The organism is Streptomyces panacea (genome assembly GCF_040560175.1).
Classification (GTDB): Bacteria; Actinomycetota; Actinomycetes; order Streptomycetales; family Streptomycetaceae; genus Streptomyces; species Streptomyces panacea.
This window is the reverse complement of the sequence record NZ_JARJHW010000160.1, coordinates 1-17174: the sequence shown is the minus strand read 5'-3', so window position 1 is coordinate 17174 and position 17174 is coordinate 1. Positions and strand designations below refer to the sequence as shown.

The 17174-nt window shown below is 69.5% G+C and carries 14 protein-coding genes; 7 read left to right on the top strand and 7 right to left on the bottom strand.

Annotation, left to right across the window (positions count from 1 at the left end; all coding sequences use genetic code 11):
* The 4 genes from P3L51_RS28180 to eccE form a co-directional block, all read right to left on the bottom strand.
* The coding region (locus tag P3L51_RS28180; RefSeq protein WP_354608127.1) for an SCO5717 family growth-regulating ATPase at positions 1-347 on the bottom strand (347 nt) is incomplete at its 3' end.
* Between the two features lie 483 nt (positions 348-830).
* Positions 831-1064 carry a DUF397 domain-containing protein gene (locus P3L51_RS28175; RefSeq protein ID WP_354608126.1) on the bottom strand — a complete coding sequence of 78 codons (234 nt, stop codon included), beginning with the start codon at positions 1062-1064 and terminating at the stop codon, positions 831-833.
* A 174-nt stretch (positions 1065-1238) separates the two neighbouring features.
* Positions 1239-1937, bottom strand: coding sequence for a hypothetical protein (locus P3L51_RS28170; RefSeq protein WP_354608125.1), 699 nt, complete (start codon positions 1935-1937; stop codon positions 1239-1241).
* Positions 1934-3298, bottom strand: coding sequence for a type VII secretion protein EccE (gene eccE / locus P3L51_RS28165; protein WP_354608124.1), 1365 nt, complete (start codon positions 3296-3298; stop codon positions 1934-1936). Before eccE ends, P3L51_RS28170 begins: the two co-directional genes overlap by 4 nt.
* Before the next feature lie 181 nt (positions 3299-3479).
* Here eccE and eccB point away from each other — a divergent pair, with 181 nt between their 5' ends.
* The 6 genes from eccB (at position 3480) to P3L51_RS28135 (ending at position 10911) form a co-directional block, all read left to right on the top strand.
* A complete protein-coding gene (gene eccB / locus P3L51_RS28160; protein ID WP_354608123.1) occupies positions 3480-5009 on the top strand; it encodes a type VII secretion protein EccB in 1530 nt (509 codons plus the stop codon).
* A gap of 13 nt (positions 5010-5022) precedes the next feature.
* Positions 5023-6345 (top strand): type VII secretion-associated serine protease mycosin, encoded by a 1323-nt coding sequence (mycP, locus tag P3L51_RS28155; protein WP_354608122.1) that lies wholly within the window; start codon positions 5023-5025, stop codon positions 6343-6345.
* Between the two features lie 216 nt (positions 6346-6561).
* On the top strand, positions 6562-7002 hold the full coding sequence (locus P3L51_RS28150; RefSeq protein ID WP_435594541.1) for a DUF2563 family protein: 441 nt from the start codon (positions 6562-6564) through the stop codon (positions 7000-7002).
* A 1796-nt stretch (positions 7003-8798) separates the two neighbouring features.
* Positions 8799-10100, top strand: a complete 1302-nt coding sequence (locus P3L51_RS28145; protein ID WP_354608121.1) for a S8 family serine peptidase — start codon at positions 8799-8801, stop codon at positions 10098-10100.
* 69 nt (positions 10101-10169) lie between these two features.
* Positions 10170-10532 carry a WXG100 family type VII secretion target gene (locus P3L51_RS28140; RefSeq protein WP_354608120.1) on the top strand — a complete coding sequence of 121 codons (363 nt, stop codon included), beginning with the start codon at positions 10170-10172 and terminating at the stop codon, positions 10530-10532.
* Positions 10533-10611: 79 nt separating this feature from the next.
* Positions 10612-10911: a WXG100 family type VII secretion target gene (locus tag P3L51_RS28135; RefSeq protein ID WP_382565086.1), complete on the top strand. Its 300-nt coding sequence runs from the start codon at positions 10612-10614 to the stop codon at positions 10909-10911.
* 153 nt (positions 10912-11064) lie between these two features.
* Here P3L51_RS28135 and P3L51_RS28130 read toward each other — a convergent pair whose 3' ends face one another.
* The 3 genes from P3L51_RS28130 to eccCa all read right to left on the bottom strand — a co-directional run bounded on the left by P3L51_RS28130 (position 11065) and on the right by eccCa (position 16020).
* Positions 11065-11691 carry a hypothetical protein gene (locus P3L51_RS28130; protein WP_354608119.1) on the bottom strand — a complete coding sequence of 209 codons (627 nt, stop codon included), beginning with the start codon at positions 11689-11691 and terminating at the stop codon, positions 11065-11067.
* Positions 11688-11933, bottom strand: coding sequence for a hypothetical protein (locus P3L51_RS28125; RefSeq protein ID WP_354608118.1), 246 nt, complete (start codon positions 11931-11933; stop codon positions 11688-11690). Before P3L51_RS28125 ends, P3L51_RS28130 begins: the two co-directional genes overlap by 4 nt.
* Positions 11934-12036: 103 nt before the next feature.
* Positions 12037-16020: a type VII secretion protein EccCa gene (gene eccCa / locus P3L51_RS28120; protein WP_354608117.1), complete on the bottom strand. Its 3984-nt coding sequence runs from the start codon at positions 16018-16020 to the stop codon at positions 12037-12039.
* A 225-nt stretch (positions 16021-16245) separates the two neighbouring features.
* Between eccCa and eccD the strand changes: the two genes are divergently transcribed.
* The coding region (eccD, locus tag P3L51_RS28115) for a type VII secretion integral membrane protein EccD (protein ID WP_354608116.1) at positions 16246-17174 on the top strand (929 nt) is incomplete at its 3' end.

Sequence of the window (17174 nt, the reverse complement as noted above, 5' to 3'; positions counted from 1 at the left end):
CCGGCAGCCTCCGCCGCCGGCACCACCGGATCGACGGACGGCGACAGGGGCGCGCTCTGCGCGGGGATCGGCGGCGGAGGCTGCCGGTGCGGCCAGTTCGGCTCGTACCCACTTCCCGCGGGCAGCCCCGGTACGGCCACCGGAGCCCCGTTCGGAGGTGGCGGCGGAGGGGTGGAACTCTGCCCCGCGCCGTCGCCCGACGTGTCTCCGGAGGCGTTCTGCGTGTACCAGGCCGGCGGGGTGTAGTCGATGGTGAACTCACCCGTCATCTCGGCGGGCTCCGCGTCGGACTGATCATCGACGGGAGTGTTCCAATCCCCACGGATCTCGTCCCGATCGCCGTTCACTTTGCCTCCTGGTGTGGTCGAGCACCCTTGTGCCGTGTTGGGTGGGGGCGACCGCTGTCACTCGATCAGCCCGGCTCTACCCGTTGGGACGCTCCCGACATGCCTGCGGGTTCTCGTGCGCCCCGACCCACCCTAATCGTCCACAAGCCCACTCCGGCAGGCCCGTCCGCCCGTCATCCGCCACCCCGTACGCCGCCCCTTGCCACCGGGTGATTCGGGCACGGCAGACGGTCAGGAAGAGGGTGGGGTGAAAGGTGACAACAGCGTATGAATGCCCGCCCGTTCGCCCCGCTCCCGGGCGCGACCCAACAATCCGGTATCGGCGTCCGGAACGTGGTCCGGTCCGGGCGGTTATGTCCTTGGAGCGCCCGGACCGGGAAGGTTCTGCCGCTTCCGCTGTTTCCGCGCGGCCTTCTCCTACGGAGGCGGCGAGGGGTCTTCGGCCCGGGCTGCTCACGCACCAGGTCTCTCCGGCGCGGACCTCTACCGGATGTCGAACTCCCCGTCACGCGCGCCCAGTACGAACGCCCGCCACTCCGCTTCGGTGTACCGCAGCACGGTGTCGGGATCCACGGACGACCGCATCGCCACCGCCCCGCCGGGCAGATGCGCGATCTCGACCCGCTCCTCGTCCTCGCTCGTGCCCGGGGCGCTGAGCCACTCGACACCAGAGATGTCGAGGGCGTACAACTCGTCCTTCTCCTGTGCGGTCCCCATCGGTCAGGCCTTCCCTTCCACAGCGGCTGAGTTGAACGATCTCCACGCATGAGCGGACACGGACAGTCCCGCCGGGCGCGTGCTCCCACGGATCCTAGATCCGCCCGCCACGTCCGGTCCGGCGTTTGCCGCCCCGTCACTCTTACCGGGGGATCCCGCCGCGTACGGAGCGGTTCAGTCCATCCTGCGAGCTGTGCCGAGCAGTCCCGACTCCGCGTCAGTGGGGCTCGTCATCACCCAGTGACGCTCACGCCCGGCACACCAAAGGGTGACACCGTCAGCCAGCGTCGGCAGCGCTTCACTCTCCGCGGACGACAGTCCGAGAATCCGGCCGATCTGCTCCGCCTCGCGCGGCGACACCCGCTGAATGCCCACCAGCGTCGAGTTCCGCATCAACCGGGGCGCCACGGGGCTCAGATACGGCAGCAACGTCAGCACCGACTGCCATGGCCCCGACACCACACGGCCACGGGGCGGCCGCATGCCCGCGTCCCGTACGACCACCACGGGGCTGCCCACCGTCGCTCCCTGCGGCGGCACCCGCCCCACGTCGTGCAGGGTGATGCACTCCAGTCCCGCGCCGGCTGCCTGCGCCAGCAGCGTCCACGCCTGGGCGCGCCCCGTCTCGACCACCACGCGCGCCCCGGTGCCCGCCGCGCGCAGCGCGATCACCTGCGCCGTCCAGAGGCCGCCGATCAACAGGACGTCGTACGGCGCCGAGCGGTGGAACCCCACCATCTGGGGGTGCCCCTCCGCGTCGTCACCGATCACCACGCCGTCGTCGCCGACCGGCAGTGAGAGTGCGCCGAGTTCGTCGGCGGGCATGGTGTGACCCGCGTGCCGCGGGCCGAGCAGCGTACGGGGCCCGCTCATCGGGCGCCTCCCAGAGGAAGTGTGGCCAGGGCCCCGGGCAGTTGTTCATGGTCGAGGCGTACGAGTCCCACCTTGGCCGACCGGGCGGCCTGCTCCAACAGCCGCCGCACGCCGACCAGTTCGGTGTCGCTGCCACCGGTGATCCGGACGTGGCCGTTCACCGTCATGGCGCCCAGGTGGGCGCCGCGGCGCAGGGTGAGGCTGAAGGTCGTCGCGTACGCCGGGGTGGCGGTGAGCAGCGACACCAGTTTGGGCAGGGGAGCGGCCCCGCGCCCCAACTCGGGCCAGCGGCCCACCGCGTACGTCGTGTGCCACCGGTCGTCGCACCGCCAGACGCGCGGCGTCTCGGCCGTGCGCCGCGTCGGGGCGACGTCGGGGCGGCCGGCGAGGGCGGACTGTGCGGGGCTGGCGCAGGCCGACGTCGCGATGGTGGAGTTCAGCTCCTCCTGGTCCAGCACGACGGCGCGGAAGCCCGCGCCGGTGATTCGGCTCGCCACATGGTCCGCCATCCGTACGAGGCAACGCTGGGCGCCCTCGACGCCGCCCCCGCGCGCGTCCACCGCCTCCTTGCACAGCTCGGGATCGAGCTTCACCGCCACCCACGTCAGCCGCAGGGCCGGGGCGCCGGTCTTCTCCTGAAGAGGGATGTACGAGAGCCGGGCCACCGACTGCGGGGGCAGATGCGGCGCGGGCGCCGAACGCACCTGCTGCACCAACTGAACGGACTCCAGCTTGATGTCGTCGACCTCCAGGGCGCCGCCCAGGAGCGAGAGCGGCAGCGCCCGCGCGCCGAAGGCGGGGCGCAGCGCGGACCCGCTCGCCTCGACCCGTACGACCGCGGTGAGGAAGCTTCCGTCGCCGAGCATCCCGACGGTGCGGCGGTCCCGGTCGACGTATGTGTACGGGCGCAACGCCGGGACGCTCTCCGTGACCGGGGCCAGCGAAGGATCGGTGTCCACCGAGGCGGGCTCGGCGGCCCGCTCGCGCGCACGGAGGGAGAGGACCGTCGAGAGCCAGTCCTGGACGGCGTGGCCGCGGCGGCGCAGGACGGCGAAGACGACCAGCGCACAGGCAACGGAGATGGTGGGGACCATCCACAGCCCGCCGAGCGCGACACCGACGACGGCCAGCGCGAGCGCCAGCTCGACGAGCACCAACTGCCGCAGCTGGAAGGGACCGACGTGGCTGGTGCGGGAGAGCGCCCGCAGGGTGGTCGTGGCCGGGGCGCGTGGCGCTGTGGAGGCCGCCGGGGGCACGGGGCCGGTGCCTGGGGCGTTGCGGCGTTGCCGACGGGAAGATCGGGAAGGGCCGGGGGGCTGTCCGGAAGTCCGCCCATCGCGTGCGCGCGTCGCCGTACCCATCCCCGCGTTGCCCCCTCTGTCCGTAATGGCCGTTTCCCCGTGGGCCGTTGACCGGGCGATCACCCTACCTGAGCAGTGAGGCGTGATCGTCAGCATGCATAGTAGGGGGCCGGAACGACGGTGGCCCTCTTTGAGAGGAGGGGGAGCCGGCCGCGCAGTGGGGGAGAGGGACAGCGGAGAGATGGCATCACGACGGGACGAACTCAACGCCTACACCTTCGCGAAGCGAAGGCTTATCGCGCAGTTCGTGCAGCCGAACTCGACCGGCTCCGAGGAGGGTGCGCCCCGCCCACTGCGTGGGGTGGTCCCCGGGATGATCGTCGCCGTGGTCATCCTCGCGGTCTTCGGTGCCTGGGGGATGTTCAAGCCGGTGGCGCCCAAGCAGTGGGACACGCCCGGTGAGAACGTGATCATCGCCAGCAAGTCCACCACCCGTTACGTGGTGTTGAAGACCGGCAAGAAGATCCAGCTCCACCCCGTGCTGAACATGTCGTCGGCCAAGCTCCTCCTGGACCCCGACAAGGGCAAGGTCATCAACGTCGACGAATCTGTGCTGGACAACGGCAAGATCCCGCACGGCGCCACCCTCGGCATCCCGTACGCCCCTGACCGGCTGCCCGACGCCAAGGAGGCCGGCGCCGCCAAGCGCTGGGCGGTCTGCGAGCGCCCCGGCGAGGGCGGCCGGGCCATCGAGAAGGCGGCGTTCGTCTTCGCGGAGCGCGAGGAGAAGAAGACCGAGGGCGCGAACCGGCTGACCGGCGGCGAGCTGCTGTACGTGGAGGGGCCCGACGAGACCCGCTACATCGTGGACGCCGCCGGCAAGGCCTTCGCGGTCGACGCCGCCGACGATGTGTTGCTGCAACTGGTGGTCGGAGGGGACCGGAAGCCGCAACGGGTCTCCGCGGCGTGGCTGGCCACACTGCACCGTGGCGACGCCGTCGAGTTCCCGGAGATCGACGGAACGATCGGCGCCGACGCGGGCGTCGGCGGCGAACTGGACTCCGCACTCGACAAGGTCGGCACGATCCTCACCGCGACGGACGGGACCAAGAACCAGAAGTACGTCGTCCTGGAGGGCCGGGTCGCCCCGGTCTCCGACTTCACGGCCAAGCTGCTGCTCGGCAGCCCGGACCTGATCGGGGTCGACCAGAACGGCAATGCCACGTCCGTCAGCGCCGCGGCGTTCCGGCCCGGCGCCCCGTTCGGGCAGGACAAGGACTGGCCGGAGAGCGAACCCGACGCCGTCAACTCCGCGAGCACGTCGGAGGAGAGCCGTAACACCGTCTGCAACGTGCTCGGCGAGGTGGACGCGGACAGCGGGGACACCACGCTCACCACCTGGGCCGGCACCGGCTTCCCGGCGACGCTGGCGACCGGGGCCACGAGCGCGTACGTCACCCCCGGATCGGGCCAGCTGTTCCGTCAGTTCACGGGTGGTACGACCAAGTCCGGCTTCCTCTTCCTGGTTACGGACACAGGCTTGCGGTACGCGATGCAGTCCAACGACGACAACGCGACCGACGACTCGGGGATCGGCGAGTCCGGCTCGGAGAAGGACAAGCAGGACAGCCGGGCCGAGGTGCAGAAGGCGCAGAACCGGCTCGGTTACCAGAACGTGGACGCGGCGCCGGTGCCGGCGGCCTGGTCCTCGTTCCTGCCGACGGGGCCGAGGCTGTCGACCAGCGCCGCGGGCCAGCCGCAGGGTTCGTGAGGGCGGAGCAGCCATGACGTACACCCACACCCACACCCACACCCACAGCCGTAGCCGTCCCGGTGCGCGTACATACACGCGTACGCCCAACTCCCCATCGACGTACCGCAGGTTGGCCGCCGCGACCACGGTCCTGGCCACCGCCGCGCTCTCGCTCGTGACTCTCTCCGCACCCACCGCGACCGCGGACACGGGCCAGTGCGACTTCCCCGGGGAGAAGTACGCGGGCCGGCCGTGGTCCTTGCAGCGCGTTCTGATGGACGAACTGTGGAAGCAGTCGACCGGCAAGAACGTGCGGGTCGCCGTCATCGACACCGGCGTCGACATCAAGAACCCGCAGCTGACCAAGGCGGTGGACGCCGGCAGCGGCCGTAACCTGATTCCCGCGAACGCCAAGGACGACAACGGGAACAAGCTCGAACGCGGCAAGGCCAACGGCACCACCGACGTGGTCGGCCACGGCACCAAGGTCGCCGGCATCATCGCCGCGCGCCCCGGCAAGGGGACCGGATTCGTCGGTCTCGCGCCCGACGCCACGATCATCCCGATCCAGCAGAACGACGCGTACGGCAACGGCACCGCCGAAACGCTCGCCGATGCCATCGCCCACGCGGTCCGGCAGAAGGCCGACGTCATCAACATCTCCCAGGACACGGCGAACGCCGTCGAGCCGACAACGGTGCTGAAGCAGGCCGTGGACGACGCCCTCGCGGCGGACATCGTGGTCGTCGCCTCGGCGGGCAACGACGGCCTGGACGGCGAGGACAAGAAGACGTACCCCGCCTCGTACGAGGGCGTACTCGCCGTGGCGGCGTCCGACCGCAACAACGAACGGGCCGCGTTCTCCCAGCCGGGCGACTTCGTGGGCATCGCGGCGCCCGGCGTCGACATGGTCACCACCGTCCCCGGAGGCGGCCACTGCGCCGACAACGGCACCAGCTTCTCCGCCCCGTACGTCGCCGGAATCGCCGCTCTGATCAAGAGCAAGCACGACAAGTGGACGCAGGAGCAGATCGTCGCTCAGATCCAGCAGACGGCGGAGCGCTCGATCCCGGGCCGCGACCGCCTCGTCGGCTGGGGAGTGGTGGATCCGGTCCGCGCGCTGACCGAGGATGACAAGCCCGTCGAGAAACCGGTGGCACACGAAGGAGTGACCCGGGCCGACGCGCCGACCCCGGCCGAGGTCCACCTCGGCGAGACGGCAGAGGAGCGGAACTCGCGCCTCGCGACGTACGTCGTCGTCGGGGGCGCCGTCCTGGTGGCGGGAATCGCGGGCGGTTCGGTCGCTCTACGCGATTCACGTCGACGGGAGCGGCGGGTTGGGGAGAGTCGGTGAAGAGCGGTGGTGGTTGTGGGTGCTGTTGCCACAGTCAAGTCACGTGACGGATAACCCACTTAGAGGTGTACGGCCGAGTAGTTAGAGTGGTTAAGAGCGATCACCGATTGAACGGGGAAGACCGGGTCCGCTGTGATCGCGACGCAGGACAGCAGCAAAAACGGGGAGGAACGGGCATCGTGCCTGAGTCGGTGGGTGGCGTGAGCGGGGGCTCCGATGGCGAGTGATCTCGAGCGCGGCGTCGGTGAGTTGAAGAAATTCCAGCAGCGGGTCATCGACCTGCTCGCGGTGTTCGAGGGTGGCGCGGCCGGCAAGGGAGAGATCGCGGCGCAGGGCGTGCCGCGATCGTCGTTCAGTGGCCCCGGCAAGTTCGATGAGGCAGAGGGCTTCTCGAAGCAGTACGACCGGGTGCACACGTCGCTCATCTCCCTGTCCAAGTCCCTCGGGGACCAGATAGAGCTGTTGAGCATCGGAGTTCACGCCGCCGATGTCGGCTACGACAACGTCGAGGACGACCTGCGGTACCGCTTCCACACGATCCAGACGCGATTGGACGAGCAGCGCGAGGCGCAGGAGAAGCAGCAGAGACAGGACAGGGGCGAGGCACCCGAGGCGCCGCGCCAGGACTCCACCAGCGGCACGAAGGACTTGGGGTGACGAGACATGAGTGACGACAAGAAACCGCCTCTCTCTCCCCAGGAGCAGCAGCAGAACGAAGACGCCGCTGAGATCGAGGGACAGTTCGGCGCGACGGACGCCGTGGAGCGCACCGCGTCGGCCCTGGACCGGATCGGCTTCGGCAACTTCGGAGGGATCTTCTCCCGGACGAGCTTCGAAGAGCGCGGGCTCAACGACATGCTCGACCTGTTGGACGGCGCGAACCCCGGGGACCTGGTGAAGGCCGGCGACAACCTCGAAACCGCCAGGAGCAGCCTCAACGAGGCCGCGAAGGACCTCAGCGACTTCGTCAGGAGCGTTCAATGGGAGGGGGTGGCGGCGACCGAGTTCCAGCGCTACGGCAGTGAACTGGCGCGGTACGCCTGGGACCTGGGCTCGTTCGCGAACGTCGTCGGCACCCAGATGAGGGTGGCGGGCGGCGGCCTGACCTCGGTCCGCAGCGCCAAACCGCCCCGCGACAACCGGGCCGACCCCAGGCGCCCCAGGGACTTCCCGGTCTCGGAACAGCAGGAGGACAACCCGGAGTACAAGCGGGCCGTGCAGGCGGAGGAGAACCGCCAGGAGGCCATCAACCAGATGAACCGCCTGGCGTCGTTCTACGCGGTGTCGGAGGAGTCGCTGGCGGGGGCGAAGGAGCCGGAGCTGCCGAAGATGCTGAGGGCGGATGTGCCTCAGCCGAAGTGGGGCAAATCTGTCGGCGAATCTGCTTCGGGAGACTCTGGCGGCCAGGGCGGGGCGGGTTCGTCGCCTCAGCAGTCGAGTGCTGTACGCGCCGACGCCGGCGGCACGGACAGTATCTCTCGCACTGGCATTGACGGCTTGGTTACGGAGAGGCCCACGCCGAGCACATCGATGGAGATCGACAGCGTCGCGACGCTGCCGCCCACCACAACCGGTCCTGGCCCCGCGCAGCCCCTCCCCGTGAACGGGGGACCCCCGCCCGCAAACGGGCCTGTCCCGCCACTGGGGCCCAACTTCGGTCCCCCTGTGCGCGGAGGAGCCTCCCGGCTGGGGCCTTCGGCCATGCCGAGGGGCGGAGGCCCAGGGCCGGGACCCGCCGCGAGAACAGGTACGGGAGGCGGTGGCCGCCAGGGACCTGTAGGGCGCCCGACCTCCATGGGCGGAGGCAGTGCGAACTCGGGGACAGGGGCGAACAGGTCCCCGGTCGGCAGGCCTACGACAGCCATGGGCCAGGGCGCGGGACGCGGCGGTGGCACGGGTGCCACCCGTAGTCCCATGGTCGGCCGACCGAGCACCGGGGGGCAACCCATGGGCGGGCGTTCCGGTTCGGGGTCCTCCTCCGGATCTCGTACGGGGCGTGCCAACGGCATCGTAGGAGGCACACCACAGCGCGCCTCCGGCGGCGGCACCGGCTCCTCCGGGTCGCGCATTCCCCGGGGGAACGTCATCGGAGGCGCGGGTAGTACGACACCGGGTCGCCCGTCGTCGGCCGCCCGCCCCGGCCAGTCCGGCGTCGTGGGAACGGGGCCCGCGCAGGGCGCCTCACGGCCTACAGGGCGGGGCATGCCCAGCTCCAACGGTGTCGTGGGCACTCCGCGAAGCAGCGGTACGCCCTCTAGAACGGGCGGTGGCGGTTTCACGACCGGCGGCTCGGGACTGTCTGGTGACCGACGACGCAGTCGGCAGTCAGACGACGAGGAGCGTGAGCGTCCCGGACAGCCCCGGGCGGATGAGCCAGAGACTGGGGCGGGTCCGCGGCGTGGTGCCGTACCGCCAGTCATCGAATAGGCACAGCGGAAGGTTCGGAAGTCGGGATGACGGCAGGAATGAGCCAGGTCCGGAAGCGGTCCGTGCCCTACGGCTTGCGGCGCGGCCCGCTGTTCGTGGTGGCCGCGATCGGGGTCTCGGCGATATGCATCGTCGGTGCCGCTCCGGCGGCGATCGCTGAGGACATCCAGTCGAAGCAGTGGTACCTGGATGCCATGCGTGCGGACGAGATCTGGAAGTCGACCACGGGCGAGGGGATCAAGATCGCACTGGTTGACACCGGCGTCAACGCGTCGATCCCGTCGCTCAAGGGGCAGGTGCTGAAGGGCATCGATGCCACGGAGACGGATGGGACGACGGACGACTACGACGGGCACGGGACCAGCATGGCCGAGCTCATTGCTGGAACAGGTGCGGGCGGAGGACTGAAAGGCCTGGCACCGGGAGCCGAGATTATTCCAATGCGGATCGCCAACGAGGAGTTCGAGGAGAAACACAAGTCGAAGACTTTCGACAACGCCAGCGCGATCCGTGAGGCTGCTGACAGCGATGCCAAGATCATCAACGTGTCAGGCGGTAGCGAGTTCCTTAGCTCGCAGGAGAAGGAGGCAGTGGAGTACGCCTATGGGAAGGGCAAGTTGTTCTTCGCCGCAGTCGGCAACACGGGTCATAAGGGCAACAAGCCTGAGTACCCGGCCAACTACTCCGAGGTAGTCGGTGTCGCCGCCTCCGACCGCGACGGAGAAGTAGCCGATACCTCCCAGCACGGCGACTTCGTCGACATCGCGGCCCCTGGCTTCGATACTCCGTTCTGGTGCGACGAGACGTTCACCAAATACTGCGTGGGTAACGGTGGAACCAGTACAGCCACCGCCCTCGCCTCCGCCTCCGCCGCCCTCATCTGGTCCGCCAACCCCGACTGGACCGCGAACCAGGTCCTGCGTGTCATGTTCGAGTCCGCAGGCCGCAGCGACGACTGGAAGCCCGGCACCGTCAGCAACTTCCTCGGCCACGGGATCGTTCGCCCCAACGCGGCAATCAACCGCGGGATCGGTAAGCCCGGCGATCCGGACGTCAGTCCTCTGACCAACGAGCGGACGACGGGAGGCGGTTCATCCGACGCGGCCGCCCCCTCGGAGGGGCCCGCGAAGGGCGACTCGGCCTCCTCCCCGCCCAAGCCCGGCGCGGAGGACGGCGCGAAGGACAAGGGAACGGGCACAGACACGGCCGGCGCCGCGAAAGACACCGGCGACGACAGCCAGTTGGGCCTGATCCTCGGCGGAGCCGCGCTCGTCGCCGTACTCGCTGGGGGCGCGTTCGCCGTCGTACGCAAACGCCGCAGCGCGTGACCGCGAAGGTCAGACCACTCACCGAAGCACCCACGCAGTAACGAGCACATACGAAAGGGAGACTGACATATGGCAGTCCAGAAGGTCGGCGATCAGAGTCTCAAGGACTTCCAGGACGAGATCACGATCAAGTTCGAGGACGTCAAGGGACAGCTGAAGAACCTCCAGGGCGTCATCGACAGCCTCGAAGGTGCCTGGAAGGGCATTGGCGCCAGCGCCTTCGACGCGAAGCAGGCCGAGATCAACTCGGGCATGGTCCGCATCGCGAAGATGCTGCTCAACTTCCAGGAAGCGATCCAGGTCACCCGTACGACCGCGGGCAACACCGAGGACGAGGTCTACGCGGCCCTCAACGGTGTCGACGTGACCGCCGGCTTCTCCGGTGACTCCGCCGCGACGGCGAAGGCCACGTCGAACATCAACGGCTACTGACAGCCCCGCAGCCAGTCGGCCCACACGTACCGCACACCCCACACAACCCACCGACAGAGAACAGGAAACAGGAGGACTCGTGGCTCAGCAGAACGACGGCACCATGGTCGTGACCTACGGCTCGCTGGAGCAGGCCGCCGGGGTCATCGAGAAGCAGGCCGCCCGGCTCGACGAGAGCCTTGAGGCCATCCAGACGAAGATCCGCGGCGTCTCCGCGACCTTCGAGGGCGAGGCCAAGACCGCGGCGGACGCGGCCCACAAGAAGTGGGACAACGAGACGCGCCTGATCCACAACGCGCTCAAGGACATCGCCCGCAAGGTCCGCGAGGCCGGCCCGACTTACCAGGCGGGCGACAAGAAGTCCGCCGGCTACTTCTAAGAAACTCTTAGGAGCGACCGGCAGTACGGCCACAAGGGGGGCACGCGCGGGAGGTGCCCCCCTTTGCCATGCCCTCCCGAACGGGCATGCCGCTCGGCGACCAGCCGCAGGTCGGCAAGGTGCGAGGCCGAGACCCGCGGCTGGGTCGCCGTCCTACTCAGGCAATTTGGAGGGGAGATTGCACTCCGTCTCCTTGTGCGCGAAGCGTGCCGCCTCGACAGCGAGATCCTTCAAACCTCGACGCGCCTTGTCCGACGCATCGCCCGACTTCAGATCAACGACGACTCTGAGGCTGTATTCGCCGCCCGGAATGGTCCCCGCTTTGGCACAGGGCACCTGAATGGCGACCGTGTTGCCTGCCGTGATGAAGCCTCCGGATCCCGCTGCGAAGCTCTCACGGGCCTCGTCGCCGTCCTCCAGCGAGTAGTTCGCCCAACTGTCAGCGGGTTGGGTCTCCATCATCAGCGTTCCGACGCCCAGGAGCGCTTTTTCCTCGCCGTAGACCGTGCAGTCGCTCCTGAACGCATTGCTTTGCTGCGTCACGTGCTCGCCGGTCACTCTGCCTCTGAGGGAGTATTTGGGTTCCTTCGGGAGCGCAATTTCGAGCGTTGAGGCCGCTTTCGGAGAGTCGCCGAGTGACTCGCAGACTTTGCGCGCTTCTATTTTGCCGCGTTTCTCGAACGGAGGCAGCCCGAGGACATGAAATGCGGCCGCTGCCAAGGCTGCCACCGCCAGTACGGCGAGGGGGATAAGGAACTTTTCGACACGGACATCACTCACTTTTTGGGTTCGAGTTGCCGGGGAGTTCCTTCGTCGTCGATAAAGTAGTCGAGGCTCGTGCGGGCATTGTTGAAGCCCTGTTCCGCCGCACCCGCAGCAGCGGCGACAATGGCCGGCGATGGGTTCTTCGCACTCTCCCCCGCCTTTCCGGCAGCCGTTTCGACAAGGGTGTAGGCGGACTGTCGCGTTGCGTCTATTTCCCGTCCGTTACGGTAAATGACTTCGCCGGAACTGTCCTTCAAAGAACCTTCCGTGAGGCGCTCCGACCGCACTCAAGTGCTCTCCACCGCAGCCGCGTTGATTGGCAGGCACATCCCCGCCCGGTCCCCACAGCCCCCACAACCGTCACCGCTCGTCCAGCGACGGCATCAGGCCGGTCTGCACCAGCGGGTTGCCGCGCTGGCGGGAGATGAAGATGCCCCGGCCCGGCGGCATCGGACGCGCCCGTACGCCGCCGAGGATGTCGCCCTCCTGCGGGTCGCCCGAGAGCAGCACGCCCTGCGCGCCCAGCTCCATCATCCGCTGCATGAACGGCTCGTAGGAGGCCCTGCTCGCGCCCGCCGCGCTGCGCGCGATGATGAAGCGCACACCCACGTCACGCGCGAACGGCAGTTGCTCCGTGAGCTTGTTGAGCGGGTTGCCGCTGGAGGTGGACACCAGGTCGTAGTCATCGACGACCACGAACACCGTCGGCCCCCGCCACCAACTGCGCTCGCGCAGCTGCTGCGCCGTGACGTCGGCGGCCGGCGTACGGCGCTGCATCAGATCCGACAGCGCGTCCACGTGGTGTTCCATGTTGTTGGACATCGGCACGTACTCCGCCAGGTGCGTCGACGGCGTCACGTCCAGCAGCCCGCGCCGGTTGTCGATGACGAAGAACTTGGCCGCGTTCCCGTCGTACCGCTCCGACAGCTGCTTGATCAGCAGCCGCAGCAGGTTCGACTTGCCGGACTCGCTCTCGCCGAAGACCAGGAAGAACGGGTCGCGGTCGAAGTTGACGAAGACCGGCTCCAGCTGGTTCTCGTCGATCGCGAAGGCCACACCGCGCTGAGGCTGCTCGACACCCGCCGGCAGCGTCGCCGCCACCAGCTCGCGCGGCAGCAGCCGTACGGCAGGAGCGCCCGGCCCCGTCCAGTGGCGGCCGACCTCCTGCGTCATGGCGGCCGTCGCCTCCGACAGGTCGCTGTCGGAGTTGATGGAGTCGATCCGCGGCACCGCCGCCATGAAGTGCAGTTTCTCCGGCGTCAGACCCCGCCCGGGCACCCCCGTGGGTACGTTGACCGCCGCCTTGCGGTCCAGGTCGGAGTCCATCGTGTCGCCGAGGCGCAGCTCCAGCCGGTTCATCAGGTGGTCCTTGAGGTTGGCGCGCACCTCCATCGAGCGCGACGCGGTCAGTACCACATGGATCCCGTAACCGAGCCCGCGCGCCGCGATGTCCAGCACGGCGGGCTCCAACGCCTCATAGTCGGTGCGGAAGTTGCCCCAGCCGTCGATGATCAGGAAGACGTCGCCCCACGGCTGGTCCGACAGCGAGATCTCGCCCCGTTCCCGCATCCTGCGGAAGGTGTTGATGGAGTCGATCCCCGCCGTACGGAAGTACTCCTCACGGCGCGCCAGGATGCCGTACACCTCGGCCGTCGTCCGCCGCACCTTCTCGGGATCGAGCCGCGACGCCACCCCGCCGACGTGCGGCAGCCCGGCGACCGACGACATGCCGCCGCCGCCGAAGTCCAGCCCGTAGAACTGCACCTCCTGCGGCGTGTGGGTCAGCGCGAACCCCGCGATGAGCGTGCGCAGCAGCGTCGACTTGCCGGACTGCGGCCCGCCCACGATCTGCATGTGCCCCGCCGCACCGGAGAAGTCCCGGTACAGGGTGTCGCGTCGCTGCTCGTACGGCTTGTCGACCACGCCCAGCGGTACGACGAGGCGCCCCGTGCCCTCGAAGCCGGGCTGGGTCAGCCCGCGCCCCTCCACGTTCGACAGCCCCGGCAGCAGCTCGTCCAGCGACGGCGGGTTGTCCAGCGGCGGCAGCCACACCTGGTGCGCCTCGGCGCCGCGCCCTTCGAGCCGGCGCACGATCACGTCGAGCACCGTGTCGGCCAGCGCGTCGTCCTCGGACGTGGTGCGCGCGTCGGGTACGGCGGGCCTGGTGGTGGGCTGGACGTAGTGCACCGGCACCGGCGCCGCGGTGAACGGCACGGGCCTGCGGTCGACCGGCAGCGGCCCCCCGGTCCCCGCGACCACCTGCGCGTTCGCCCGGTACACCCCGGAGACGTACGCGGCCTTGAACCGGACCATCTCGTCGGTGCCGTACTTCAGATACCCGGAACCGGGCACGTTCGGCAGCTGGTACGCGTCCGGCACACCCAGCGCCGCACGTGACTCCGCGGCCGAGAAGGTACGCAGACCCACGCGGTACGAGAGGTACGTCTCCAGCCCGCGCAGCCGACCCTCCTCCAACCGCTGCGACGCCAGCAGGAGATGGACGCCCAGCGAACGCCCGATGCGCCCGATCTGGACGAACATCTCGATGAAGTCGGGCATCGCTGTCAGGAGTTCGCTGAACTCGTCGATGACCAGGACGAGCGACGGGATGGGCTGCAACGGGGAGCCCGCCGCGCGCGCCTTCTCGTAGTCGTGGATGTTGGCGTAGTTCCCCGCGTCGCGCAGCATCTCCTGGCGGCGGTTGAGTTCGCCGCGGATCGAGTCGCCCATGCGGTCGACCAGGGTGAGGTCGTCCGCGAGGTTGGTGATCACCGCCGCTACGTGCGGCATCTGCGACATGCCCGCGAAGGTGGCGCCGCCCTTGAAGTCCGCGAGGACGAAGTTCAGCGTCTCCGAGGAGTGTGTGACGGCGAGGCCCAGCACGAGCGTGCGCAGCAGTTCGGACTTGCCGGAGCCGGTGGCGCCGACGCACAGCCCGTGCGGCCCCATGCCCTCCTGCGCGGCCTCCTTGAGGTCCAGCATGACGGGGGCGCCGTCCTCACCGACACCGATGGGCACCCGCAGCCGCTCCGCCTGCGAACGGGGCCGCCACGTCCGGGTGACATCGACGGACGCCGCGTCCCCGAGGTTCAGCAGATCGGTGAAGTCGAGGTTGGCGAGCAGCGGTTCGTCGTCGTCGTCACCGCCCGTCGCGGCCCGCAGCGGCGCGAGCTGGCGGGCCAGCGCCTCGGCGGCCTCCAGGCTCAGCCGGTCGGGCTCCCCGTCGTACACCATGCCGTGCCCCGACTCCAGCCGCAGCGAGTCGGGGTGCACCACCACGGACAGGCCGCCGCGCGCGCCGGTGACCTCGCCCGGTACGACCTCGATGACCGTCACACCCTGCAGTCCCTCGGCCGACGCGAGCGCCGACACGGGGGGCAGCGACAGGCCGTCCAGGACCACGACGATGTGCGGCTGGTCCAGCAGCGGGTGCCCGCCGGGCTGGAAGCGCGGCCGGCCCTCCAGCCGCGCTTCCAGCATCTCCTCCAACTCCCTTACGTCGGAGGTGATGAGTCGGCGGCTGCCCGCCCCGTCCCCGGGGCCCTGCGCCTGGACGTGCGGCAACCACTTCGCCCACTCCCACCGCGACGCCGCGCCCCGTCCCGCGACGACGGCGATGACCAGGTCCTCGGGGGAGTGCAGCGAGGCGAGCGAACCGACCATCGCGCGCGCCGTCGAGCGCACCGACTCCGCCTCGCCGGTGACCGTCAGGTGGTAGAAGGCGCGCAGCGAGACGGCCATCGGCAGACCGTCGACCACGCTGTGCGCGTTGAGGAACTGCCGCATCGCGCCGGCGGTGAGCGGCTCCAGCTCGTCCACCGGCGCGGTGTCGGGCTCGATGAGCGCGGTGGCGAGCTGCTGACTGCCCAGACCGATACGTACCTGCCCGAAGTCGTCGTCGGCGACGCGGCGTTCCCACACCCGGCTGCCCTCGGCGACCAGCGCCCACAGCTGCTCGGGGGACGGGTGGAGGTAGTACTGCGCGTCCCGTTGCAGATGCGCGGTCCGCAAAACCGTACGCCGCGTCTGCGTCAGGTACTTGAGGTAGTCACGCCGCATGTCGGCGAGCTCGCCCTGAGTGCCGCGCCGGTGCCGCACCAGCATCGCGATGGCCATGGCGATCGTCGAGGCGATCATCACCATGCCCATGATCCGCATGATCGGATTCGGCGTCATGAAGAAGAAGACGACCGAACCACCCATGCCCAGCATCGGCAGCAGCTGCATGAGCGCGCCCTCCTGCTGCCCTCTGGGCAGCGGGGGAGGGGGTTGCACCTGCATCTGCTCGCCGGGTACGTCGGCGGGCAGGGCCCGCGGCGGGCGCTTGACGACGATCTGACTCACTGCTCACCAATTCCCTTGCCGGACGAAAGAGTTGCCACCGGCGCCCCCGTGGCGACGGCCTCCATCCGCGGGCAAGGATCCTACTTGCGTGGGGGGCCATCACCCGGCGGTAGGGTGACCGGACGCGTTCGCGCAGGCGTGAACTTCCGCAAAAACGAGGTCATTCGGAGCGCGGACGCGGGCATCGGGCGCATGGGAACCACGAGGGGGATGCAGCACGTGAGTATGACGGCCCAAGCGGCGGCCACCGGCACCGGTCAGCCCGGCGCACCGGCCCCGTCCAGCGGCGGAACCGGCTTCTGCCGGATCACAGTCGTCGCACCGGACGGCCGGATCGACGTGGCACTGCCCGAGGACATCCCCGTCGCCGATCTCCATTCGGAGATCCTGCGACTGTCCGGCCAGAGCCCCGCGGCCGGCGCCCCTGTCGGATATCACCTGGTACGCCGCGACGGCACCGTCCTCGACAGTGCCCGCTCCCTGGCCTCCCAGCGCATCCTCGACGGCGAACTGCTGTCGCTGCGCCCCTTCGCCGAATCCCTGCCCCCGGCGGTCTTCGACGACGTCTCCGACGCCGTCGCGTCCGCGGTCGCCCGCGACCGCACCCTGTGGACCGACAGCGCGATGCGCGGCGCCGGTCTCTTCGGCGGCTCCGTCCTGCTGGTGCTGCTCGCCTTCGTGCTGTGGACCGCCGACCCCCGGCACGACACGCACGGCCTGCCGGGCGTCCTGGCCGCCGTCACCGCCGTCATGCTGCTCGCCCTCGCCGGTGTACGGGCCCGGGTGTACGACGACCGCGGCTCGTCGGTCGCGCTCGGCATCGGCTCGATGGCCAACGCCGCCGTCGCCGGCTCCGGACTGCTGCCCTTCGCGGACGGACAGGGCATCGGCAGGCTCCAGTTCCTGCTCGGCTGCGCCGCCGTACTGGTCGCCTCGGTGATCCTGGTGATCGTCACCCCCGCCGGCGACAGCCCCTTCGTCGCGTTCGTCTTCGCCTCCACCGTCGGCCTCCTGGTGACGTTCATCGCCATCACGACCGACATGGAGCCCGCCGAGACCGCCGCCGTGTGCGCCGCGCTCTCCGTAGGAACACTGGCCTTCCTGCCCGGCCTCTCCACCCGCTTCGCCCGCCTCCCCATCGGCTTCGAGCCGCC

Excerpts from the sequence above, each read along its gene's own strand:
- eccE (WP_354608124.1), bottom strand. The coding sequence starts at position 3,298 with ATGGGTACGGCGACGCGCGCACGCGATGGGCGGACTTCCGGACAGCCC.
- P3L51_RS28170 (WP_354608125.1), bottom strand. The coding sequence starts at position 1,937 with ATGAGCGGGCCCCGTACGCTGCTCGGCCCGCGGCACGCGGGTCACACC.
- eccB (WP_354608123.1), top strand. The coding sequence starts at position 3,480 with ATGGCATCACGACGGGACGAACTCAACGCCTACACCTTCGCGAAGCGA.
- P3L51_RS28175 (WP_354608126.1), bottom strand. The coding sequence starts at position 1,064 with ATGGGGACCGCACAGGAGAAGGACGAGTTGTACGCCCTCGACATCTCT.
- P3L51_RS28150 (WP_435594541.1), top strand. The coding sequence starts at position 6,562 with ATGGCGAGTGATCTCGAGCGCGGCGTCGGTGAGTTGAAGAAATTCCAG.
- mycP (WP_354608122.1), top strand. The coding sequence starts at position 5,023 with ATGACGTACACCCACACCCACACCCACACCCACAGCCGTAGCCGTCCC.
- P3L51_RS28140 (WP_354608120.1), top strand. The coding sequence starts at position 10,170 with ATGGCAGTCCAGAAGGTCGGCGATCAGAGTCTCAAGGACTTCCAGGAC.
- P3L51_RS28145 (WP_354608121.1), top strand. The coding sequence starts at position 8,799 with ATGACGGCAGGAATGAGCCAGGTCCGGAAGCGGTCCGTGCCCTACGGC.